20 protein-coding genes are annotated in these 22,191 nt (G+C 69.5%); 13 read left to right on the top strand and 7 right to left on the bottom strand.

Annotated features, from left to right (window positions below):
• The first annotated feature begins 1 nt into the window (after window position 1).
• Both sdhA and HQ603_RS03450 read left to right on the top strand, forming a co-directional pair.
• Entirely contained in the window at window positions 2-1,753 is a 1,752-nt protein-coding gene (gene sdhA, locus HQ603_RS03455; RefSeq protein ID WP_222682910.1) for a succinate dehydrogenase flavoprotein subunit, read from the top strand.
• On the top strand, window positions 1,753-2,535 hold the full coding sequence (locus tag HQ603_RS03450; RefSeq protein WP_068102051.1) for a succinate dehydrogenase iron-sulfur subunit: 783 nt from the start codon (window positions 1,753-1,755) through the stop codon (window positions 2,533-2,535). The genes sdhA and HQ603_RS03450 overlap by 1 nt, the downstream gene beginning before the upstream one ends.
• A gap of 60 nt (window positions 2,536-2,595) precedes the next feature.
• Here HQ603_RS03450 and HQ603_RS03445 read toward each other — a convergent pair whose 3' ends face one another.
• Window positions 2,596-3,813, bottom strand: a complete 1,218-nt coding sequence (locus HQ603_RS03445) for an acyl-CoA dehydrogenase family protein (RefSeq protein ID WP_222682909.1) — start codon at window positions 3,811-3,813, stop codon at window positions 2,596-2,598.
• Window positions 3,814-3,945: 132 nt separating this feature from the next.
• Between HQ603_RS03445 and HQ603_RS03440 the strand changes: the two genes are divergently transcribed.
• Window positions 3,946-5,127, top strand: coding sequence for a phytanoyl-CoA dioxygenase family protein (locus tag HQ603_RS03440; RefSeq protein ID WP_222682908.1), 1,182 nt, complete (start codon window positions 3,946-3,948; stop codon window positions 5,125-5,127).
• A gap of 13 nt (window positions 5,128-5,140) precedes the next feature.
• Here HQ603_RS03440 and HQ603_RS03435 read toward each other — a convergent pair whose 3' ends face one another.
• The gene (locus HQ603_RS03435) at window positions 5,141-6,178 is read right to left on the bottom strand and encodes a LacI family DNA-binding transcriptional regulator (protein ID WP_222682907.1); all 1,038 of its coding nucleotides are present in this window, start codon (window positions 6,176-6,178) and stop codon (window positions 5,141-5,143) included.
• Window positions 6,179-6,226: 48 nt separating this feature from the next.
• Between HQ603_RS03435 and HQ603_RS03430 the strand changes: the two genes are divergently transcribed.
• From HQ603_RS03430 to HQ603_RS03415, 4 genes are read left to right on the top strand one after another with little or no spacing between them, the layout of a single operon-like run.
• On the top strand, window positions 6,227-7,033 hold the full coding sequence (locus HQ603_RS03430) for an SDR family oxidoreductase (protein WP_222682906.1): 807 nt from the start codon (window positions 6,227-6,229) through the stop codon (window positions 7,031-7,033).
• Complete coding sequence (locus tag HQ603_RS03425; protein WP_222682905.1) at window positions 7,033-8,058, top strand: Gfo/Idh/MocA family protein; 1,026 nt, start codon at window positions 7,033-7,035, stop codon at window positions 8,056-8,058. The genes HQ603_RS03430 and HQ603_RS03425 overlap by 1 nt, the downstream gene beginning before the upstream one ends.
• Complete coding sequence (locus tag HQ603_RS03420; RefSeq protein WP_222682904.1) at window positions 8,055-8,942, top strand: sugar phosphate isomerase/epimerase family protein; 888 nt, start codon at window positions 8,055-8,057, stop codon at window positions 8,940-8,942. Before HQ603_RS03425 ends, HQ603_RS03420 begins: the two co-directional genes overlap by 4 nt.
• Before the next feature lie 11 nt (window positions 8,943-8,953).
• Window positions 8,954-9,931, top strand: coding sequence for a Gfo/Idh/MocA family protein (locus tag HQ603_RS03415; protein ID WP_222682903.1), 978 nt, complete (start codon window positions 8,954-8,956; stop codon window positions 9,929-9,931).
• 61 nt (window positions 9,932-9,992) lie between these two features.
• Here HQ603_RS03415 and HQ603_RS03410 read toward each other — a convergent pair whose 3' ends face one another.
• The 5 genes from HQ603_RS03410 to HQ603_RS03390 form a co-directional block, all read right to left on the bottom strand.
• Window positions 9,993-10,814: an ATP-binding cassette domain-containing protein gene (locus tag HQ603_RS03410; protein WP_222682902.1), complete on the bottom strand. Its 822-nt coding sequence runs from the start codon at window positions 10,812-10,814 to the stop codon at window positions 9,993-9,995.
• A gap of 6 nt (window positions 10,815-10,820) precedes the next feature.
• On the bottom strand, window positions 10,821-11,879 hold the full coding sequence (locus tag HQ603_RS03405; RefSeq protein WP_222682901.1) for an ABC transporter permease: 1,059 nt from the start codon (window positions 11,877-11,879) through the stop codon (window positions 10,821-10,823).
• 65 nt (window positions 11,880-11,944) lie between these two features.
• Entirely contained in the window at window positions 11,945-12,976 is a 1,032-nt protein-coding gene (locus HQ603_RS03400; protein WP_222682900.1) for a substrate-binding domain-containing protein, read from the bottom strand.
• Window positions 12,977-13,106: 130 nt separating this feature from the next.
• Window positions 13,107-14,267 carry a Gfo/Idh/MocA family protein gene (locus tag HQ603_RS03395; protein WP_222682899.1) on the bottom strand — a complete coding sequence of 387 codons (1,161 nt, stop codon included), beginning with the start codon at window positions 14,265-14,267 and terminating at the stop codon, window positions 13,107-13,109.
• Between the two features lie 101 nt (window positions 14,268-14,368).
• Window positions 14,369-15,121 (bottom strand): GntR family transcriptional regulator, encoded by a 753-nt coding sequence (locus tag HQ603_RS03390; RefSeq protein ID WP_068102073.1) that lies wholly within the window; start codon window positions 15,119-15,121, stop codon window positions 14,369-14,371.
• A gap of 230 nt (window positions 15,122-15,351) precedes the next feature.
• Between HQ603_RS03390 and iolC the strand changes: the two genes are divergently transcribed.
• From iolC to HQ603_RS03360, 6 genes are read left to right on the top strand one after another with little or no spacing between them, the layout of a single operon-like run.
• Window positions 15,352-16,350 (top strand): 5-dehydro-2-deoxygluconokinase, encoded by a 999-nt coding sequence (iolC, locus tag HQ603_RS03385; protein WP_222682898.1) that lies wholly within the window; start codon window positions 15,352-15,354, stop codon window positions 16,348-16,350.
• A complete protein-coding gene (locus HQ603_RS03380) occupies window positions 16,343-17,290 on the top strand; it encodes a Cgl0159 family (beta/alpha)8-fold protein (RefSeq protein WP_261773203.1) in 948 nt (315 codons plus the stop codon). The genes iolC and HQ603_RS03380 overlap by 8 nt, the downstream gene beginning before the upstream one ends.
• A 6-nt stretch (window positions 17,291-17,296) precedes the next feature.
• On the top strand, window positions 17,297-18,196 hold the full coding sequence (gene iolB, locus HQ603_RS03375; RefSeq protein WP_222682897.1) for a 5-deoxy-glucuronate isomerase: 900 nt from the start codon (window positions 17,297-17,299) through the stop codon (window positions 18,194-18,196).
• Window positions 18,193-20,148, top strand: a complete 1,956-nt coding sequence (iolD, locus tag HQ603_RS03370) for a 3D-(3,5/4)-trihydroxycyclohexane-1,2-dione acylhydrolase (decyclizing) (RefSeq protein ID WP_222682896.1) — start codon at window positions 18,193-18,195, stop codon at window positions 20,146-20,148. The genes iolB and iolD overlap by 4 nt, the downstream gene beginning before the upstream one ends.
• Before the next feature lie 53 nt (window positions 20,149-20,201).
• Window positions 20,202-21,125, top strand: coding sequence for a sugar phosphate isomerase/epimerase family protein (locus tag HQ603_RS03365; RefSeq protein WP_068102078.1), 924 nt, complete (start codon window positions 20,202-20,204; stop codon window positions 21,123-21,125).
• A 29-nt stretch (window positions 21,126-21,154) separates the two neighbouring features.
• A complete protein-coding gene (locus tag HQ603_RS03360; protein ID WP_068102080.1) occupies window positions 21,155-22,189 on the top strand; it encodes a Gfo/Idh/MocA family protein in 1,035 nt (344 codons plus the stop codon).
• Window positions 22,190-22,191: the final 2 nt, after the last annotated feature.

Genomic DNA, 22,191 nt, shown 5'->3' with positions numbered 1-22,191 from the left:
CATGCAGGAACATCGTTACGACGTGCTCATCGTCGGTGCCGGTGGCGCGGGTATGCGCGCCGCCATCGAGGCCGGGCCGCGCGCCCGCACCGCGGTGCTGACCAAGCTCTACCCCACCCGCAGCCACACCGGCGCGGCGCAGGGCGGCATGTGCGCCGCCCTCGCCAACGTCGAGGAGGACAACTGGGAGTGGCACACCTTCGACACCGTCAAGGGTGGTGACTACCTGGTCGACCAGGACGCCGCCGAGATCATGGCCAAGGAGGCCATCGACGCGGTGCTCGACCTCGAGAAGATGGGGCTGCCGTTCAACCGCACCCCCGAGGGCAAGATCGACCAGCGCCGCTTCGGCGGTCACACCCGTGACCACGGCAAGGCACCCGTGCGCCGTGCGTGTTACGCCGCGGACCGCACCGGTCACATGATCCTGCAGACGCTCTACCAGCAGTGCGTCAAGCACGACGTGGAGTTCTTCAACGAGTTCTACGCGCTCGACGTCGCGCTGACCGAGACCGAGAACGGTCCCGTCGCCACCGGCGTCATCGCCTACGAGCTGGCCACCGGCGAGCTCCACGTGTTCCACGCCAAGTCGATCGTCTTCGCGACCGGCGGCTCGGGACGCATCTACAAGACGACGTCCAACGCGCACACCCTCACCGGTGACGGCATGTCCATCATCTTCCGCAAGGGTCTGCCGCTCGAGGACATGGAGTTCCACCAGTTCCACCCGACGGGTCTGGCGGGCCTGGGCATCCTCATCTCCGAGGCGGTCCGCGGCGAGGGCGGCATCCTCCGCAACGCGGACGGCGAGCGGTTCATGGAGCGCTACGCGCCCACCATCAAGGACCTCGCGCCCCGCGACATCGTCGCCCGCTCGATGGTTCTCGAGGTCCTCGAGGGTCGCGGCGCCGGCCCCAACAAGGACTACGTCTACATCGACGTCACGCACCTCGGCGAGGACGTGCTCGAGGAGAAGCTCCCCGACATCACCGAGTTCTCGCGCACCTACCTCGGTGTCGATCCGGTGACGGAGCTGGTCCCGGTGTACCCGACGTGCCACTACGTCATGGGCGGCATCCCCACCAAGATCCGCGGTGAGGTCCTCCGCAACAACGACGACATCGTCCCCGGCCTGTACGCCGCCGGCGAGTGCGCGTGCGTCTCGGTGCACGGGTCGAACCGTCTGGGCACCAACTCGCTGCTCGACATCAACGTGTTCGGCCGTCGTGCCGGCATCGCGGCCGCCGAGTACGCCAACTCCACCGAGTTCGTCCCGCTCCCCGAGGAGCCGGCGAAGATGGTGCAGGACTGGCTCGAGCTGATCCTGTCCGACCACGGGCACGAGAAGGTCGCCACCATCCGGACCGAGCTCCAGCAGTCGATGGACAACAACGCGTCCGTCTTCCGCACCGAGGACACCCTGAAGCAGGCCCTCACGGACATCCAGGGGCTCAAGGAGCGGTACGGCCGAATCACGGTGCAGGACAAGGGCAAGCGCTACAACAGCGACCTGCTCGAGGCCATCGAGCTCGGCTTCCTCCTCGAGATGGCCGAGGTCACCGTCGCCGGTGCGCTCAACCGCAAGGAGACCCGCGGCGGACACGCCCGCGAGGACTACCCCGAGCGCGACGACGTGAACTACATGCGCCACACCATGGCCTACAAGGTGGGCGACGGACTGCTGTCGGACATCCGCCTCGACTGGAAGCCCGTGGTGCAGACCCGTTACGAACCGATGGAGCGTAAGTACTGATGAGCGCACCCGCTATCGACAAGAGCGAAGACCAGAGCGACCTGCCGGAGGTGCCGGAAGGCGCCGTCATGGTCACCCTGAAGATCGCTCGCTTCAACCCCGAGAACGATCTCGGTGCGCACTGGGACAGCTTCCAGGTCCCGACGCTGCCGACGGACCGGTTGCTCAACCTCATGCTGTACGTGAAGAGCTACCTGGACGGCACGCTGTCCTTCCGTCGCTCCTGCGCGCACGGTGTGTGCGGCTCGGACGCCATGCGCGTCAACGGCGTGAACCGCCTGGCGTGCAAGGTGCTCATGCGCGACATGCTGCCGAAGGACAAGTCGAAGACGCTGACCATCACGGTCGAGCCGATCCGCGGCCTGCCCGTGGAGAAGGACCTCATCGTCGACATGGAGCCCTTCTTCGACGCGTACCGCGCGGTGAAGCCGTACCTGATGGTGTCGGGCAACGAGCCCACCCGTGAGCGCATCCAGTCGGCCGCCGACCGCGCTCGCTTCGACGACACCACCAAGTGCATCCTGTGCGCGTGCTGTACCACCTCGTGCCCGGTGTACTGGTCGGACGGCAGCTACTTCGGTCCCGCCGCGATCGTCAACGCGCACCGGTTCATCTTCGACAGCCGTGACGAGGGTGCTCCGGAGCGTCTCGACATCCTCAACGACGTCGAGGGTGTGTGGCGCTGCCGCACCACGTTCAACTGCACCGACGCCTGCCCTCGCGGCATCCAGGTGACCAAGGCGATCCAGGAGGTCAAGCGCGCGTTGCTCTTCGCCCGCTGACCTTCTCGCTCGACACACGCCAAGCCCGCCCCTGCATCGCAGGGGCGGGCTTCGTGCATGTCAGACGAACGCCGAGAAGCCCGTCACGCCGCGCCCGACGATGAGATTGTTCATCTGCGACGTGCCCTCGTACGAGTAGACGGCCTCCGCATCGGCGAAGTACCGGATCACGTCGTAGTCGAGCACGATTCCGTTGCCGCCGAGGATCTCGCGCGCCCAGCCGACCACCTCGCGCAGCCGCGTGGTGCAGTAGGCCTTCGACAGGGCGGCGTGCTCGTCGTGCCGCACCCCGGAGTCCTGCAGTTGCGAGACCCGGAGCGCCATCCCCAGACTCGCGGTGATGTTCCCGGCCATCCGAGCGATCAGGTCCGAGATCAGCTGGAACGACGCGATGGGTGCGCCGAACTGCTCCCGCTCGCGGGCGTAGTCGACGGCCCGCTCGAACGCGCCGATCATGATGCCCACGGCACCCCAGGCCACTCCCCCGCGCGTCAGCGACAGCACCTTCGCGGTGTCGGCGAAGGAGTCGGCGTACTCGAGCTTGTCCGCTGCCGGGATGCGGCAGTCCTCGAAGTACAGGTCGGCGTTCTCCACCGCGCGCAGCGAGTACTTGCGCTCGATCTTCTCGGCGCGGAAGCCGTCGGGAAATCCGTTCTCCCCCTTCTCCAGCACGAACCCCTTGACCTCGCCGTCCGCCTCGTCCTTGGCGAACACGACGATCAGATCGGCGAAGGTGGCGTTGCCGATCCATCGCTTGCTGCCGTTCAGCACCCACTCGTCGCCCTCGCGTCGGGCGGTGGTCTCGAGGCCGCCGGCCACGTCGGACCCGCCGTGGGGTTCGGAGAGCCCGAACGCGCCGATCTTCTCCATGCGCTTCATCGCCGGCAACCACCGGTTCTTCTGCTCGTCCGAACCGAGAATCGCGATACTGCTCATCGCGAGTCCGCTGTGCACGGTGAACATGGTTCCGGTCGACGGGTCGACGCGGGAGAACTCCAACGCGAGCCACCCGCTGAGGATCTTGCGGGACGCCGGGTTGCCGTCGAACTCGTAGTCGAGGCCCACGATGTCGAGGTCGGCGAGGCGCGGCAGCAGGTGGCGCGGTGACTCCGCCTTCTCCCAGAACTCGTTGGCGCGGGGACGGACCTCGTCCTCGAGGAATCGGCGGGTGCGCAGGACGGCGGCGTTCTCCTCCTCGGTGAGCAGGCCCTGGTAGCCGTACAGGTCGGCTGCGAGGTAGTCCTTGTCCAACGGTCCGAGGGGCTCGTGAGTGCTCATGCCACGGGGTACCCCGCGGAGGGCTTCCCCTAGCCGAGGACCACCGCCCCGACCGGCTCGATCCGGTTCTCGAGGCGAACTCGAGGTGTTTTCGGTCTTGTGAGCGCCTCCGAGACGGGCCACGCTGACATCATGACCTCCACCGCGTCCCTGCCCGCCCGGGCCGGCCGACTCTCCGCAGCCGACTGCCGACTCGACGACTTGCGCGCCCTCGTCGAGAGCACCACCGACCTCACGGACTACCCGTTCGCCGACGACACCGACCGGGGCGTGCTGTTCTACGACGCCGCGCGCCTGCGCACGCACACCGCCGACCCGGACACTTGCGCCGACGTGCAGGACGAGCTCGCGCGCGCCCTGCTCGACGGGCCGGGCATCGTGGTGTTCCGCGGTGCGTTCACCGACGAGCACGCGCTCGCCGAGACCACCGCGTACTTCACCGAGACCATCGCCCGCCAGCACGCGGACGGCTTCGCCGGCGGCGACCACTTCGCCGCCCCCGGCGCCAACGACCGCATCTGGTCGGCGCTGCAGAAGCTGGCCGTCGACCGACCGGACCTGTTCGCCCGGTACTACGCCAACGACGTCCTGGCCCTGGTCTCGGAAGCCTGGCTCGGCCCGATGTACCAGGTGACGTCGTCGATCAACGTGGTCAACCCCGGTGGCGCAGCGCAGAGTCCGCACCGCGACTATCACCTGGGGTTCATGTCCACCGAGACCGCGGCGGCGTTCCGGGCCCACGTGCATCGCCTGTCGCCCGCTCTCACCCTGCAGGGTGCGGTGGCGCACTGCGCGATGCCGATCGACTCAGGCCCCACCATGTACCTGCCGTACTCGCAGCAGTACGAGCCCGGGTACATCGCGTTCGGGTTGCCGGAGTTCCGGGAATTCTTCGCCCGGCACTACGTGCAGCTCCCGCTCGCGGCCGGGGACGCCGTGTTCTTCAACCCGGCCCTGTTCCACGCGGCGGGACACAACACCACCACGGACGTGTACCGCATGGCCAACCTGCTGCAGGTGTCGTCCGCGTTCGGTCGCGCGATCGACAGCGTGGACCGCGAGGCAATGGTGCGCGCGCTCTACCCCGAGCTGCGGGCCCTCGCCGCCGCCGGGCGCGACGAGGACGTGCGCGCGGTCGTGGCGGCGTCGGCGGAGGGTTACGCCTTTCCGACCAACCTCGACCTCGATCCGCCCATGACCGGCATGGCCGGGGAGACCCAGGCCGAGCTGGTGCACCGGGCCCTGCACGAGTCGATGTCCCCGGAGCAGTTCGCCGAGGAGGTCCGCGCTCTCACGATCCGGCACACGCCCTGAATCTGCGGTCCGGTCACCCGGGCACGTTGTAGGGAGTCACCACGTGCACCGGGGACGACCCGGTGCGCACCCCCGTCACCGCGCCCGCCGCCTGCATGAGCAGTCGGCAGGCGCGGTGCACGTCCGCCCGGAGGTCGTGGTGCAACACCGCCGACAACGCCCCCTCGGCGAGCAGACGTCGGTTGTCGGTGTCGAGGTCGTGCGCGACGAACACCCGGCACGGACGGCCCGATCGCGCGAACGCGCGGACCGTCGCGGCGTTGCCTCCGCCGATGGAGTAGACGCCGGCCACCGCGGGATCGCGCTGGAGCGCCTGCGTCACCAGGTCCTCCACGGTCTCGTCCAACCCGCTGCTCTGCGCGATGTCGACCACGCGCCGCGGCGGCCGGTGCTCGGCGGCGGCGAGATCGCGCAGCGCGCGCCGGAACCCCGCCTCCCGCTCGCCCTCGGCCCGGAACGAATCGTGGCTCAGCGTCACCAGGACGGCCGCGTCCTCGTCCCCGCGCCCGAACCATCGGTCCACGAGGTAGCCGGCCGTCGCCCCGGCCGCCCGATCGTCGATCCCGACGTAGGCGACGCGCGCGCTGGTGGGAATGTCGGACACGTACGTGACGACGGGAATGCCCCCGGCGACGAGGTCGTCGACGGCCGCCGCCACCTCCGGCCGATCGGGCGCCTTGAGGATCACACCGTGCGACCCCCGACCACGAATGCCGGCGAGGGTGGCCACCGCGTCGTCCACCGATTCGGTCTCGCGGAAGTGGAACCGGGCTCGAACGAGCGCCGGCGACAGCGTCGGCAGTTCGGCTTCGAGCGCCGTGCGGACCTCGGCGCAGAAACGTTCCGGGGCCTGCATCACGACGTCGACGAAGAACTTCCGGCCGTTCAGGCGCAGTTGCGTGCGCTGCTTGTCCAGGTCCTCGACTGCCTGCTCCACCTCGGCGCGCGTGTCCTCGCGCACCCCCGGTCGCCCGTGCAGGACGCGATCGACGGTGGCCTCGCTGAGACCGGCCTGCTGGGCGATCTCCCGCACCTTGTAGCGATGGGCCACGCTCAGTCTCCTCGAGGTGTTTTTGATGTGCTGTGCAGTGTTGTCTCGATGCGCCGTCACCGCAAGACTCGACGGGTGCAAGATCTTCTGACGGACCGGGTGGTCCTGGTGAGCGGCGGAACCGCCGGCGTGGGTGCGGCGGTGGTCCGGAGCGCCCTGGCGCATGGTGCACGCGTGGCGTTCTCGGGGCGCCGCACCGGCGTCGGCACGGCCCTCGAGGCCGAGTTGCGCGCATCCGGTCACGACGTCCTCTACGTCGAGGCGGACGTCGCCGACCCCATGCAGGCCCGCGCCTCGGTCGAGCGGACCGCGGCGCACTTCGGACGCGTCGACTCGGTCTGCATCAGCGCCGGACTGACCAGCCGGGGGTCGCTGATCGACACCACGCCGGAGCTGTTCGATCAGCACATGGCCGTCAACCTGCGCGGACCGTTCTTCGTCATGCAGGCCGCCGTGCGGGACATGGTGCGTCGCGGGGCGCCGGGCACGATCGTGTGCATCGGATCGACCTCCGCCCGCGGCGGCCAGCCCTACCTCGCCCCCTACGTCGCCGCGAAGGCCGGGCTCGCCGGACTGACGAAGAACGCCGCGCACGCGCACCGGTTCGACCGCATTCGCATCAACACCCTCGACATCGGCTGGACCGAGACCGAGGGAGAAGCAGTGACGCAGAAGCGGTTTCACGACGCGCCGGACGACTGGGCCGAGCAGGCCGCGGCGCGGCAGCCGATGGGCACCCTCGGGCGCCCCGAGGAGATCGCCGACGCCGTCGTCTTCCTGCTCTCGACGCGCAGCGGCGTGGTCACCGGCTCGGTCATCGAGTGGGACCAGCAGGTCGTCGGGGGGCAGGACTGATGGGCGCACGTATCGGCGTCGTCGGCCTCGGGCGAATCGGTGCCTTCCACTGCGACACGCTCGCCGCGCTCGACGGGGTGTCCTCGCTCGTGGTGCTCGACGACCGTCCGGACGTCACCGCGTCCGTCGCGGACCGACACCGCGCCACCGCGGTCACCACGCTCGACGACCTGCTCAGCGCCGACATCGACGGTGTGGTGGTCGCCGCCGCGACCCCCGCCCACGCGTCCGTCCTGCTCACCGCAGTCGACGCGGGAATTCCCGTCTTCTGCGAGAAGCCGCTGGCGTCCACGGCGGTCGAGAGCGCCGCCGTGGTGTCGGGGCTCGCGAGCTCCGCGGTGCCGGTGCAGGTCGGGTTCAACCGCCGGTTCGATCCGGCCGTCGCCGCGGCGTATCGGGCCGTGCGGGCCGGCGAGCTCGGCGCGCTGCACACCGTCCGCTCCACCACCCTCGACCCCGCACCGCCTCCGGCGGACTACATCGCGGCGTCGGGTGGTCTGTTCCGCGACTGCAGCGTGCACGACGTCGACACCGTGCGGTGGATCGTGGGCCGTGAGGTCGTCTCGGTGTTCGCGGCGGGCACCGCCTCCGACGATCCGCGCTTCACCGCCGCGGGCGACGTGCACACCGCGACCACGCTGCTCACGTTCGACGACGGCACCCTCGGCGTGGTGTCGAACTCCCGGTTCAACGGCCGCGGCTACGACTGTCGACTCGAGGTGCACGGACGCACCGACACCGTCGTGGCCGGGTGGGACGCCGCCACGCCCGTCCGCAATGTCGATCCCGCTCACGACGATCGGGGACCGCACCCGTTCCCGTCCGCGACACCGCACTCGTTCTTCGTGGACCGGTTCGCCGAGTCCTACCGCGCCGAGCTCGCCGCGTTCCTCGACGTCGTCGCCGGTCGACGTTCGTCGCCCTGCACCCCCGCCGACGCACTGGAGGTGGCCTGGATCGCGGAGGCCGCCACCGCGTCGCTCCACCGCTCCGCCCCCGTCACCCTGGAAGAGGTTCGATCATGACCGTTCGTATCGCCGGAGCACCCATCTCGTGGGGCGTCTGCGAGGTCCCCGGTTGGGGCCACCAGATCAGCGTCGACCGCGTGCTGCGCGAGATGCGCGAGGCGGGACTGACCGCCACCGAGAACGGACCCGACGGCTTCCTGCCGTCCGATCCGCAGGAGCTCGCTCGCACGCTCGCCGACCACGGCCTCACCTCGGTCGGCGGGTTCGCGCCGGTTCTCCTGCACGAGAGCGGACACGATCCCGTGCCCGGGATCTCCGGCCTGCTGGACGGGTTCGTCGCCGCGAACGCGGACGTGATCGTGCTCGCCGCGGTGAGCGGACGCGACGGGTACGACGCCCGCCCGGAGCTGACCGACGACGAGTGGACGACGTTGCTGCGCAACCTCGATCGCCTCGCCGCGGCCTCCGCAGAGCGCGGCATCCGGGCCGTGCTCCACCCCCACGTCGGCACCATGATCGAGCAGCGCGACGAGGTCCACCGCGTGCTCGACGGGTCCTCGATCCCCCTGTGCCTGGACACCGGGCACCTCATGATCGGCGGTACCGACCCCGCCGAGTTGGCGCGGCAGGCGTCGTCGCGCATCACGCACACGCACCTGAAGGACGTCGACGCAGCGCTCGCGGCGCGGGTGCAGGCCGGCGACCTGACCTACACCGACGCGGTGCAGGCCGGGATGTACACCCCGCTCGGGACGGGCGACGTCGGCATCGGCGGGGTCGTGGACACCTTGCTGGACGCCGGGTACGACGGCTGGTTTGTCCTCGAGCAGGACACCATCCTGACCGACGATCCCGTCGACGACGCGGGGCCCGTTCTCGACGTGAAAGCCAGCGTGGCCTACCTGCGCTCGGTGACCGACGCCCGCGTCGTGACCGTGTGACACGCGAACCCATGAGAATCGGCGTCCTGGGCGCCTCCCGCATCGCGGAATCCGCGATCGTCGCACCGGCGCACGCCCTCGGTCATCGACTGGTCACCGTCGCCGCGCGCGACCGGTCGCGGGCCGAGGACTTCGCGCAGCAGCAGGGGGTGGAGCGGGTGTCCGACGACTACGCCGCGGTGCTCGCCGATCCGGAGGTGGACCTCGTCTACAACGCCCTCGCGAACGCCCTGCACGCACCGTGGAACATCCGCGCTCTCGAGGCGGGCAAGACCGTTCTGACCGAGAAACCGTTCGCGCGGGGCGCCGCCGAGGCCCGCGAGGTCGCGGCCGTCGCGCAGCGGACGGGCGGGCGGATCGTGGAGGCGTTCCACTACCTCTTCCACCCGGTGACCCAGCGGGTGTTCGAGCTCGCGCGGTCCGGCGAACTCGGCGACCTCACCGGCGTCGAGGTGGTCATGGCGATGCCGGAGCCCGACGCCGGGGATCCGCGGTGGTCCCTCGAGATGGCGGGCGGGGCGATCATGGATCTGGGCTGCTACGGCCTGCACGTGTGTCGCATGCTGGCCGACGCGGCCGGCGCCGGCGGCGCGCCGCGGGTGGTGTCGGCGCAGGCCGAGGAACGCGACCCCGGGGTCGACGCGGCGACGACGATCGACCTCGAGTTCCCCAGCGGCGTCCCGGCCCGCAGCGTCAACTCCATGGTGCATCCGCGCTTCGAGTTCACGATGCGGCTGCTGTTCACCGACGGTGAGGTGTTCGCGCACGATTTCATCCGTCCCAACCTGGACGGGCGGGTGACGGTCACCGACGCCTCCGGCGTCCACGTGGAGCGACTCGACACCCGGCCGACGTACCACTATCAACTGGACGCTCTCGCAGCACATCTGGAGACCGGGGCGCCCTATCCTCTGGACGTCGACGACGCCGTGGCCACCATGGACCTCGTCGACGACGCCTACCGAGCGGCAGGACTCGCTCCACGCTGAACGACGAACGCCCCGCACCGAAGTCGGTGCGGGGCGTTTCCCGTCAGTGGCGCGCCGGTCGTCAGCGGCGCAATTCGTGCGTCAGCGTCTCGAGCTCGTCGCCGCCGGCCATCTCCTTGGTCAGGTCGTCGAGGCTGATCTCGTCGTAGGTGCAGTCGAGCTTCTGCCGACCGCGGTTGAGCAGGACGAAGTGATCGCCGACCATGTACGCGTGGTGCGGGTTGTGGGTGATGAACACGACGCCGAAGCCCTGCTCCTTGGCCGCGGAGATGTAGCGGAGCACCATGCCCGACTGCTTGACGCCGAGGGCGGCGGTGGGCTCGTCGAGGATGAGGACGCGGGCGCCGAAGAAGATTGCGCGGGCGATCGCCACGCACTGACGCTGACCACCCGACAGGGACCCGATGGGGGCGTCGACGTCGGGCAGGTCGATGCCCATCTTGTGCAGTTCTTCCTTGGTGGTGGCGCGCATCGCCGCGGCGTCGAGGGCGCGGAACGGCCCCTTGCGCAGCTCTTGGCCGAGGAAGAAGTTGCGCCACACCGGCATCAGCGAGACCACGGCGAGGTCCTGGTACACCGTCGCGATGCCCTTGTTCAGCGCGTCCTTCGGCGAGCCGAAACGGGTCTCCTCGCCGTCGACGAGCAGCTGCCCCTCACTCTGCTGGTGCAGTCCGGCCATGATCTTGATCAGGGTGGACTTGCCGGCGCCGTTGTCGCCGAGCACACCGGTCACCTCGCCGGCGCCGACGCGGAGGTTGATGCCGGACAGGGCGATGATGTTGCCGTAGGACTTGCCGACGTCCTTCAGCTCGATCAGGGGGCCCTTCCCGCCACTGCCGTGATCCGACGGCTCCCGGGTGGGGGTTTCGGAGATGGTGGTCATCTTAGGTCACCTCTTGGCTGCGTAGGAGCGGAAGGAATTGTTGGCCACGACCGCGAACAGCAGCATCGCGCCGAGGAAGAACTTGAACCAGTCGGGGTTCCAGCCGGCGTAGACGATGCCCTGGTTGGTCATGCCGAAGATGAACGCACCGATCATCGCGCCGACGGTGGTGCCGAAGCCGCCGGTGAGCAGGCAGCCACCGATCACCGCGGCGATGATGTAGAGGAACTCGTTGCCCACGCCCTGACCGGATTGCACGGTATTGAACGCGAACAGCAGGTGCATGCCGACGAACCAGGCGCAGAACGCGACGAACATGAACAGGCCGATCTTGACCTTGGTCACCGGGACGCCGATCGCCCGCGCGGAGTCCTGGTTGCCACCGACGGCGAAGATCCAGTTGCCGATGCGCGTCTTCATCAGCACGAACGTCGAGACCAGGGTAAAGATCACCCACCACAGGACGGTGATGCGGATGGAGACACCGCCGATGGTGAACGAGGAGGCGAACACGGCCTTGGCGGAGTCGAAGCCCTGCATGTCCGAGATCGACTGTGTGGCCACCTGTCCGGTGACGAGCTTGGTCACGGCGAGGTTGATACCGGTGAGCATGAGGAACGTCGAGAGGGTGATGAGGAAGGACGGGATTCTGGTCTTCATCACCAGGTAGCCGTTGAGGAAGCCGACGCCGAGCGCGAGTGCGAGCGCCAGCAGTGAACCCAGCCAGACGTTGAGGTGCAGATTGTAGGCCAGCATCGAGGCGGCGATGGACGAGAACGTCACGGCCACACCGGTGGAGAGGTCGAACTCCCCGCCGATCATCAGCAGGGAGACGCCGATGGCCATGATGCCGATCGTGGAGGAGGCGTACAGCACCGTGGCCAGTGCCTCCGGCGACCGGAACGGCGGAGCCACGATCGCGAAGAAGACGAAGATGATGATCGCGCCGAACAGGGCGCCGATCTCGGGACGAACGAGCAAGCGCTGGAACGGCTTCTGCTTCCGTACGCGCTCGTCGGTCACGACGGTGTGTTTCGACAGATCCAGATCGGCCTGGGTGGTCATGGGAGGTCCTTCCGTGCTGGGCGACACCCGGCGGCGACGGGGGGTCTGCCGCCGGGTGTCGGGTATCAGCGAGTGCCGTTCCGGGCGTACTCGGCGACGGCGTCGATGTTGGAGGAATCGATGAACGCGGGGCCGGTCAAAACCGGGGTGCCGCCACCGATGGTGTTGCCGTTGTTCAGGTAGAGCCAGAGCGAGTCGACGGCGAGGTAGCCCTGGAGGTAGGGCTGCTGGTCGACGGCCCACGCCACGTCGCCGGCTTCGATGGCGTCGACCAGGGCGGAGTTGGTGTCGAAGGTGACCACGGTGGCGTCGCTGCCGGCGTTGGCCTTGGACTGCACCGCGGTGAGCGCGATCGGGGCGCCGAGGGCGACCACGTGGTCGATGGACGGGTCCTGCTGCAGCTTGGCGGTGATGGTCGCCTCGACGGACGGCATGTCCTTGCTGTTGACGTTGAGGATCTCGGTGGAGCCGCCCGTGAAGCCCTGTGTCACACCGGCGCACCGGGATTCGAGCGCGACCTGGCCCTGCTCCTGGATGATGCAGAGAGTCTTCTTGGCACCCTCCGTGGTGAGACGCTCACCCACGGCCCGGCCGGCGATGGTCTCGTCCTGACCGAAGTACTGACCGACACCCTGCGCCTTCCAGTCGTCGTACCCGGAGTTGAAGGCCACCACGGGGATTCCGGCGGCCTCGGCGGCCTGCACGGCCGGCGCCATGGCGTCGGGCTTGGCGAGGGTGACCGCGATGCCGTCGACGTCGGAGTCGATCGCGCTCTGGACCAGGTTGGCCTGGTTGGGCGCCTCGGGGTCGGCGGAGTAGCGCAGCTCGATGTTGTCCTTCGCCGCGGCGGCCTCGGCACCCTTGCGGATGAGATCCCAGAACGTGTCACCCGGAACCTCGTGGGTGATCATGGCGATGGTGGCGCGGGGGGTGTCGACGGTGCCGCCCCCACCTTCGCCGCCGCCACTGGATTCCGGTGCGCCCCCCGTGCTCGAGCACGCAGCGACGGACACGGCGACGACGGCGCCGAGCGCCAGCGCGGCACCCCGACGCCCGACGGCCCGGCCGCCACTGGTCGTACCCTGACGAACCTTCATTGACTGTCCTCTCGGAAAATGCGGGTCGGCTCGCTCTCTGGGAAGGAGCCTGGCTCACTCGCCTGGGTAGATGTAATACCGGTCACACACGATTGTCAATACTTTGTTCGGACATTAGGACTGCAGCAGCTCACATGCGCGGGGCCGTCCACGCACCCGAATCGACCGATTCGACCATCGCGTCGAGCACCGCCGCACTGCGCACCGCGTCGACGATCGTCGCACCCACCGGTCGAGCGTCGTGGACGGACTGCAGGAAGTCGCGGGCCTCGATCACCTTGAGATCGTCGTATCCCATCGCGGAGGCCGATCCGGGCTGGAACGCGGCGTAGTCCCCCGCGCCCGGGCCGACGAACACCGTGGACATCGGCTGATCCTGATAGGCGGTGCCGCGGCCGACGACGAGCTCGTTCATGCGGCGGAAGTCCCACGTCACGGCGCCGGCCGTGCCGTGGATCTCGAATCCGTAGGCGTTCTGCTCGCCGACCGCGACGCGGCTGGCCTCGAGGGTCGCCCGCGCTCCGGAGACCAGACGCAGCTGCGCGCTCGCGTAGTCCTCGTTCTCGACCGGACCTCGCTCGCCGCCGGTGGCACGGCTGTGCCCACTGGTGGCCCCGGCGGGCCGGGGACGCTCGGGAACGAAGACGGCGGTGTCGGCGACCAGACTCGCGATGTCGCCGAGCAGGAACCACACGAGATCCGCTGCGTGCGAAGCGAGGTCACCGAGGACACCGTTGCCTCCCCGGGCACGGTCGAAGCGCCAGCTGAGCGCGCCGTCCGGGTGTGCGGCGTAATCGCTGAAGAACCGGACGCGTGCGTGGGTCACCGTGCCCAGCTCACCCGCAGCGATCATCTCGCGCGCCTGCACGACGGCCGGAGCGTGGCGATAGTTGAAGCCGACGGCGGTCCGCACGTCCGCTGCGGCAGCCGCCTCGGCCACGGCCGCGGCGTCGTCGCGGGTCAGGCCGACGGGCTTCTCGATCCACAGGTGCTTGCCCGCGCGAGCGACGGCGGTGCCGATCTCCCGGTGCAGGAAGTTCGGCGCCGTGACCGACACCGCCTCCACGTCGGGATCGGTGACGACGTCGTGCCAGTCGGTGGTGTGTCCGGCGAAGCCGAAGACCTCGGCGGCCTCGGCCGCGCGGCCGGGCACGTCGTCGGCCACGGCGGCGAGGACCGGCGTCAGCGGCAGCTCGGAGAAGTGGTGGCGCACTCGGGCGTAGGCCTGCGTGTGCACGCGACCCATCCAGCCGAAGCCGATCACACCGACCCGAAGTGGACGAGAGGACATGGCGGGGAACACCTTTCGGGAAGTCGGGGACGGCCGCGCAGAGGACGGTCCGGGCACGGCCGAGCACCCGTCGGGACACGACGGGGTGGGGGCCGACCGCGTCAGCGGTCGACGAGGGTGGTCTCGAAGTTGTAGCGGGAGGCGCGGTAGACGTGGACGCCGTACTCGACGACCTTGCCGGAATCGTCGAAGGCGGTGCGGTTCATGGTGAGCAACGGAGCGCGGAGCTTCTCGTCGAGCAGCTCGGCCTCCTCACGGCCGGCCGACTTGGCGCCGATCCGTTGTCGAGCCAGACGGACGTGCACACCCTTGGTGCGCAGCGACTGGTAGAGCCCCTGCGCCTCCAGTTCGGCGGGTTCCGGAGCGAGGTCGAGAGGGAGGTAGTTCGTCATCAGCGCGAGCGGCTCGCCCTGCGTGCTGCGCAGTCGTGCGATCGTGACCACGGTTTCGTCCGGGCCGATGTTGAGTTCGCGCGCCACTTCGTCCCCCGGCAGACCGACGGAGTACTCGAGCAGCTTGGTACTCGGGTGTTGCCCCGCGCGGGCCAGGTCGTCGAACAGCGACGTGAGCTCGACCGGGCGATGCACGGGGCTCTGCACCACCTGCGTTCCGACGCCGCGCTTGCGGACGAGCAGGCCCTTGTCCACCAACTCCTGGATCGCGCGACGGGTGGTCGGCCGGGAGAGGTTGAGCCGTTCGGCCAGGGCCAACTCGTTCTCGAAGCGGTCTCCCGGCGCGAGCTGTCCGGAAAGAACGGCCTCCTCGATGGCACGGGCGAGCTGGTAGTACAGCGGGACGGGGCTGGATCGGTCCAACTCCACGGCCAGCTGCGGCGCGCTGAGCGGGTGGTTCACTCGGTCTCCGATCGACAGCGAGACGAGGCGTGGTCACCTCGGGATGCGGACTCGACCGTGACGCAGCGCACCGTCGAGTGGTGTGAGTGTAGGTGATCAGAGCCTGTATGACATCAAGTTATAATGTCAGGACAAACTGTTGACATTCCGGTGTGGTGCGGCGCACAGTAGTCGCGGGCCGTATCCGCTCACCGTTACCGACACCGCCGACCCACACCCCGGGAGATCACGTGACCACAGCCGCACCCGACACGCCGCACGCCGGATTCGACGTCCTGGCCATCGGGCGCAGCGGTGTCGACATCTACCCGCTGCAGACCGGGGTCGGACTCGAGGACGTGAGCACGTTCGGCAAGTTCCTCGGCGGCAGCGCCGCCAACGTCGCCGTCGCCGCAGCGCGCCTGGGCCGGCGCAGCGCCCTGATCTCCGGGGCCGGCGACGACCCCTTCGGACGCTACGTGCGCGCGGAACTGGAGCGCCTCGGCGTCGACGCGTCGTTCGTCGTCACCGATCCCGCCCACGCCACGCCCGTCACCTTCTGCGAGATCTTCCCGCCGGACGACTTCCCGCTGTACTTCTACCGGAAGCCGACGGCCCCCGATCTGCAGATCCGCCCCAACGACATCGACGCCGACGCCGTGCGGGCGGCCGCGCTCTACTGGTCCACGGTCACCGGACTGTCCGAAGAGCCCAGCCGCAGTGCGCATTTCTCGGCGTGGGACGCTCGCGGTCGGGCACCGCTCACCGTGCTCGACCTCGACTACCGGCCCATGTTCTGGGACTCCCCAGCCGCCGCGACGGAGCAGGTCCAGCGCGCCCTCGCGCACGTCACCGTCGCCGTCGGCAACCGCGAGGAGTGCGAAGTGGCCGTCGGTGAGACCGATCCCGATCGCGCAGCCGACGCCCTCCTCGACCTCGGCCTGGACCTGGCCATCGTCAAGCAGGGCCCGCGCGGCGTGCTCGGCAAGACCCGCACCGAGCGGGTCGAGGTCCCGCCGAACCCCGTCGACGTGGTCAACGGACTCGGCGCGGGCGACAGCTTCGGCGGATCGCTCTGCCACGGCCTGCTCGCCGGCTGGCCGCTCGAGAAGATCCTGCGTCACGCCAACGCCGCCGGCGCGATCGTCGCCTCCCGGCTCGAATGCTCCACCGCCATGCCCACCGCGGACGAAGTCGCCGCACTCGCGGACGCGTCCGCAGCCGATCCGACGGAGCCCGCTCATGTCTGACACCGTCCTCACCGACACCGAATCCCGCGGGACCGACTCGGCCGCACCGACTCTCGGCGCGACGCCCGCCGCCCGCACCTATGCCGAGGTGACCGCGCTGCGCGCGACCGACCCCGGCGCCATCGAGCGCGCCTGGGCCACCCGCACCACGCGGCCCACCGTCCGCGGCAACGGCCGCCTGATGATCGTCGCCGCCGACCACCCCGCGCGCGGCGCACTGTCGGTCGGCTCGAACGCCACCGCGATGAACAGCCGCACCGACCTGCTCGACCGGCTGCGCACGGCGCTCGCGAACCCCGGCGTCGACGGCGTGCTCGCGACGGCGGACATCCTCGACGATCTCGTGCTCCTCGGCGCGCTCGAGGACAAGGTGGTGTTCTCGTCGATGAACCGCGGCGGACTGGCCGGCGCGTCGTTCGAACTCGACGACCGTATGACCGGAGCCACGGCCGCCTCCACCGCGAAGGCCCGGATGAACGGCGCCAAGATGCTCAACCGCGTCGCGCTCGACGATCCGGGGACGCTGTCGATGATGACCGCGACGGCGCAGGCCATCGACGAGCTCGCCGCCCACGGCCTGATCGCGATGCTCGAGCCGTTCCTGAGCCGCCGTGAGGGCGGCAAGGTGGTCAACGACCTGTCCACCGATGCCGTCATCAAGAGCATGCACGTCGCCCAGGGTCTCGGGTCGACGTCGTCGCACACGTGGCTCAAGCTGCCCGTCGTCGACGACATGGAGCGCGTCATGGACGCAACCACCCTGCCGACGCTGCTGCTCGGCGGTGACCCGCAGGAGGCGCCCGAGGAGACGTTCGCCAGTTGGTCTCGCGCGTTGGAGATTCCAGCCGTGCGCGGACTCATCGTCGGGCGCACCCTGCTCTACCCCCGCGACGGCGACGTGGCCGCGGCCGTCGACACCGCCGTGACGATGGTGCGGTGACGGGCCGTGAACTCCGAGTACTACATCCCGGTCGGCGCCTCCGCCGACGCCCCGTTCGACGTGGTGGTCACCCCCGAGTCGGCCGGCTGGAGCGAATCGAGCCTGCGCACGCTGCGCCTCGCGGCCGGCGAGTCCGCCGAGCTGGAGTCCGGTGACGACGAGATCATGGTGGTGCCCCTGTCCGGCTCGGCCACGGTCACCTGCGACGGCGAGACGGTCGAACTGGCCGGTCGCGCCACGGTGTTCGACGGACCGTCCGACTTCGCCTACGTCGGGCGGGACTCGTCGTACACCGTCGCCAGCACCTCGGGTGGTCGCTTTGCTCTGTGCGGTGCCCGCGCGCGGACGCGGTTGCCGTTCCGGTACGTGCCGGCGAGCGACGTCACGGTCGAGCTGCGCGGAGCGAGCAACTGCAGCCGCGAGGTCCACAACTTCGGAACCGCGGACACGTTCGAGGCGGACTCGCTCATCGCCTGCGAGGTCGTCACGCCGGGCGGCAACTGGTCCTCCTACCCCGGGCACAAGCACGACGAGAACACCGAGCACGAGTCCGCCCTCGAGGAGATCTACTACTTCGAGATCGCCGACGGCCCCGACGGATCCGCCGGCTTCGGCTATCACCGCGTGTACGGCACCCCCGAGCGGCCTATCGAGGTGCTCGAGGAAGTCCGGACGGGCGACGTGGTCCTCGTGCCCCACGGCTACCACGGTCCGTCCGTGGCCGCACCGGGCTATCACATGTACTACCTGAACGTCATGGCCGGACCGGGCGCCGAACGCGCCTGGAACATCGTCGACGATCCCGACCACACCTGGATCCGCGGCACCTGGACCGACCAGCAGGTCGACCCCCGGCTCCCGCTCGAGCCGCATCGGACCCCCACCACCCCACCTCGAGGAGCATGACCGTGGTCTCCACCGCACCCATCTCGGCGAGCAAGACCGAGAACGCCGAATCGACCGTCCGCCTGACGGTCTCGCAGGCGGTCGTGAGATTCCTGGCCGCCCAGTACGTCGAACGCGACGGCGAGCGTGCCCGGTTCTTCGCGGGCGCGTTCGGAATCTTCGGACACGGCAACGTCGCCGGCCTCGGTCAGGCGCTGCTGCAGGCGGAGATCGACGCGCACGAGTCCGGCACCGAGCCCGCCCTGCCGTACGTCCTGGGCCGCAACGAGCAGGCCATGGTGCACAGCGCGGTCGCCTACGCACGGCAGAAGGACCGGCTGCAGACGTGGGCCGTCACCGCGAGCGTCGGCCCCGGCTCGACCAACATGCTCACCGGCGCCGCCCTCGCCACGATCAACCGACTGCCGGTGCTGCTGTTGCCGGCGGACACGTTCGCCACCCGGGCCAGTGCACCGGTGCTCCAGGAACTCGAGCTCCCCGCGAGCGGCGACGTCACCGTCAACGACGCGTTCAAGCCGCTGTCGCGGTACTTCGATCGCGTGTGGCGACCCGAGCAGCTGCCCGCTGCGTTGATCGGTGCGATGCGCGTGCTCGCCGACCCCGTGGAGACGGGCGCCGCCACCGTCGCCATTCCGCAGGACGTGCAGGCCGAGGCGTTCGACTGGCCGGAGTCGCTCTTCGCCGAGCGCACCTGGCACGTCGGCCGGACACTGCCCCAGAGCGACGCGATCGAGCGCGCCGCGGCCGTGATCCGCAGCGCGCGCCGTCCGCTGATCGTGGCGGGCGGCGGCGTGATCTACTCCGGCGCCACCGACGCCCTGGCCGCGTTCTGCGAGCGGACCGGCGTTCCGGTGGGACAGAGTCAGGCCGGCAAGGGCGCCCTCCCCTACGACCACCCGCAGTCCGTCGGCGCGATCGGGTCCACCGGGACGACCGCCGCGAACGCCCTCGCCACCGAGGCCGACGTCGTCATCGGAATCGGTACGCGCTACAGCGATTTCACCACTGCCTCGCGCACGGCGTTCACGAACCCGTCGGTGCGCTTCGTCAACGTCAACGTCGCGACCCTCGACACGGTCAAGCAGGGCGGCGTGTCCGTCGTCGCCGACGCCCGTGAAGCGCTGAGCGCGCTGACCGCTGCGCTCGGCGACTGGTCCGTCGACGACGACTTCCGCACGCGCACCGCGGAACTCGCCGCGCAGTGGGAGGACACCGTGTCCTCGGTGTTCGCCGTGGAGGACACGTCGGCGCCGCTGAACCAGAATCAGGTCATCGGCCTGGCCAACACCCTCTCCGACCCGCGCGACGTCGTGGTCTGCGCCGCCGGCTCCATGCCCGGCGACCTCCACAAACTGTGGCGCAGCCGCGATCCCAAGGGCTACCACGTCGAGTACGGCTTCTCGTGCATGGGCTACGAGATCGCCGGCGGCATCGGCGCCAAGATGGCGGAGCCGGACCGGGACGTGTTCGTCATGGTCGGCGACGGCTCCTACCTCATGATGGCGACCGAACTGGTCACCGCCGTGCAGGAAGGCGTCAAGGTCATCGTGATCCTGGTGCAGAACCACGGTTTCGCCTCCATCGGCTCCCTCTCGGAATCGCTCGGCAGCCAGCGATTCGGTACGGCCTACCGGTACCGGGACGGCCAGGGTCGTCTCGACGGAGACCTGCTTCCGGTCGATCTGGCGGCCAACGCGGCCAGCCTCGGCGTCGACGTCGTCCGCGTGACCACCGGCTCGGAGTTCACCGACGCCGTCAAGGCCGCCAAGGCGAGCGAAACCTCGACGGTCATCCACGTCGAGACGGACCCCCGCATCGCCGCACCGGACTCCGAGTCCTGGTGGGACGTCCCGGTGTCGGAGACGTCGACCCTCGAGTCCACACGGACCGCCTACGCCACCTACGAGCGGTGGAAGCGCATCCAGCGTCCGTATCTGCGCCCGTCCGAGTGACCCGTTCTTCCTTGCCAGCACATCAGGCACAACCAGTCCCGAAAGGCTTCACCATGAGCGTCATCCGCGTCGGTTCCGCCCCGGATTCCTGGGGCGTGTGGTTCCCCGAGGATCCGCAGCAGACCCCGTACGAGCGATTCCTCGACGAGGTCTCCGCGTCCGGATACGAGTGGATCGAACTCGGCCCCTTCGGCTACCTGCCCACCGACCCGCAGAAGCTCACGGCGGAACTCGAGGCTCGGAACCTGAAGCTGTCCGCCGGCACGGTCTTCGAGCATCTCCACCAGGACGACGCGTGGGACGCGGTCTGGACGCAGATCGAGGACGTCGCCAAGTTGACCGCCGCCGTCGGCGGCAAGCACGTCGTCGTCATCCCCGAGATGTGGCGCGACCCGTCCACGGGCGCCGTCCTGGAGGACCGGAACCTCACCGCCGACCAGTGGCGCAAGAAGACCGAGGGCATGAACGAGCTCGGCAAGCGGATGTTCGAGCAGTACGGCGTCAAGGCGCAGTACCACCCGCACGCCGACAGCCACGTCGACACCGAGGAGAACGTCTACCGCTTCCTCGACGGCACCTCGAGCGAGTTCGTGAACCTCTGCCTCGACACCGGCCACATCAGCTACTGCGGCGGCGACAACATCGCCATCATCGAGCGCGCTCCCGAGCGCATCGGGTACCTCCACCTCAAGCAGGTCGACGAAGCGGTGCGCGACAAGGTGCTCGCCGAGGACCTGCCGTTCGGCGAGGCGGTCCGGCTGGGCGCGATGACCGAACCGCCCCTGGGTATTCCGGCGATGCCGCCGCTGCTCGAGACCGTCGAGCGGCTCGCGACCGAGGGTCGGCTGACCGCCGATCTCTTCGCGATCGTCGAGCAGGACATGTACCCCTGCGAGGTCGACGCTCCCCTGCCCATCGCGCAGCGCACCCGAAAGTACCTCGGCTCCTGCGGCGTTCCCGCCGTCACCTTCTCCTGACACCTCCTTCCAGAACGGACGTCCCTGAAGTGAATTCCGAACTCCGCATCGCCGTCCTCGGTGTCGGGCGCATGGGCGCCGACCACGTCCAGCGCATCACCCGGACCATCTCCGGCGCTCGCGTCGCCGTCGTCAACGACTACGTCACCGAGCGGGCCCGCGAGATCGCCGACACCGTCCCCGGTGCCCGCGTGGTCGAGGACCCCATCGACGCCATCGCCGATCCCGAGGTCGACGCCGTCGTCCTCGCCACCCCCGGCCCCACGCACGAGAAGCAGCTGCTGGCGTGCCTCGAGCACGGCAAGCCCGTGATGTGCGAGAAGCCGCTGACGACGTCCGTCGAGACGTCGCTCGAGGTGGTCCGGGCGGAAGCCGCGACCGGCAAGAAGCTGATCCAGGTCGGCTTCATGCGCCGCTTCGACCGCGAGTACGAGCAGCTCAAGGCGCTCCTCGACTCCGGCGACCTGGGCCGCGCCCTCGTGGTGCACTGCGCGCACCGCAACCCCGAGGTGCCGCCCCACTTCGACAGCGCCATGATCGTGCGCGACTCGCTGGTGCACGAGGTCGACGTCGCCCGGTTTCTGCTGGACGAGGAGATCACGAAGATCCAGATCATCGCTCCGTCGGCCAATCCCGCTGCGCCGGAGGGACTTCGAGATCCGCAGATTGCGATCTTCACCACCGAGTCCGGCCGGCACGTCGACGCGGAGGTCTTCGTCACCACGGGCATCGCCTACGAGGTCAGGACCGAGGTGGTCGCCGAGCGCGGCAGCGCCATGATCGGCCTCGACGTCGGCCTCGTGCGGACGTCCGCACCCGGCGTCCGCGGCGGCACCATCACCCCGGGCTTCGTCGAGCGGTTCGGGCAGGCGTACGACGTGGAGATCCAGCGGTGGGTCGACGCCGTGCACGCAGGCGCCGAGACGGGCAACTACGTCGACGGTCCCGGCGCCTGGGACGGGTACGCCGCCGCCGCGGTCTGCGAAGCCGGTGTGCTCTCCCTCGAGTCCGGTGAGCCCGTGGCGGTCGACATGGTCGCCCGCGCCGACATCTCGGGAGCGTGACC

Origin of the sequence: Rhodococcoides corynebacterioides, from assembly GCF_019834675.1 — a bacterium.
Lineage (GTDB): Bacteria > Actinomycetota > Actinomycetes > Mycobacteriales > Mycobacteriaceae > Rhodococcoides > Rhodococcoides corynebacterioides_A.
Note: the sequence above shows the minus strand (reverse complement) of the source record. Positions and strands in the feature narration are given on the sequence as shown.

Coding starts and splice junctions, on each gene's coding strand:
- sdhA (WP_222682910.1), top strand. CDS start 2: ATGCAGGAACATCGTTACGACGTGCTCATCGTCGGTGCCGGTGGCGCG.
- HQ603_RS03450 (WP_068102051.1), top strand. CDS start 1,753: ATGAGCGCACCCGCTATCGACAAGAGCGAAGACCAGAGCGACCTGCCG.
- HQ603_RS03445 (WP_222682909.1), bottom strand. CDS start 3,813: ATGAGCACTCACGAGCCCCTCGGACCGTTGGACAAGGACTACCTCGCA.
- HQ603_RS03440 (WP_222682908.1), top strand. CDS start 3,946: ATGACCTCCACCGCGTCCCTGCCCGCCCGGGCCGGCCGACTCTCCGCA.
- HQ603_RS03430 (WP_222682906.1), top strand. CDS start 6,227: ATGCGCCGTCACCGCAAGACTCGACGGGTGCAAGATCTTCTGACGGAC.
- HQ603_RS03425 (WP_222682905.1), top strand. CDS start 7,033: ATGGGCGCACGTATCGGCGTCGTCGGCCTCGGGCGAATCGGTGCCTTC.
- HQ603_RS03420 (WP_222682904.1), top strand. CDS start 8,055: ATGACCGTTCGTATCGCCGGAGCACCCATCTCGTGGGGCGTCTGCGAG.
- HQ603_RS03415 (WP_222682903.1), top strand. CDS start 8,954: ATGAGAATCGGCGTCCTGGGCGCCTCCCGCATCGCGGAATCCGCGATC.
- HQ603_RS03410 (WP_222682902.1), bottom strand. CDS start 10,814: ATGACCACCATCTCCGAAACCCCCACCCGGGAGCCGTCGGATCACGGC.
- HQ603_RS03405 (WP_222682901.1), bottom strand. CDS start 11,879: ATGACCACCCAGGCCGATCTGGATCTGTCGAAACACACCGTCGTGACC.
- HQ603_RS03400 (WP_222682900.1), bottom strand. CDS start 12,976: ATGAAGGTTCGTCAGGGTACGACCAGTGGCGGCCGGGCCGTCGGGCGT.
- HQ603_RS03395 (WP_222682899.1), bottom strand. CDS start 14,267: ATGTCCTCTCGTCCACTTCGGGTCGGTGTGATCGGCTTCGGCTGGATG.
- HQ603_RS03380 (WP_261773203.1), top strand. CDS start 16,343: ATGTCTGACACCGTCCTCACCGACACCGAATCCCGCGGGACCGACTCG.
- iolD (WP_222682896.1), top strand. CDS start 18,193: ATGACCGTGGTCTCCACCGCACCCATCTCGGCGAGCAAGACCGAGAAC.
- HQ603_RS03365 (WP_068102078.1), top strand. CDS start 20,202: ATGAGCGTCATCCGCGTCGGTTCCGCCCCGGATTCCTGGGGCGTGTGG.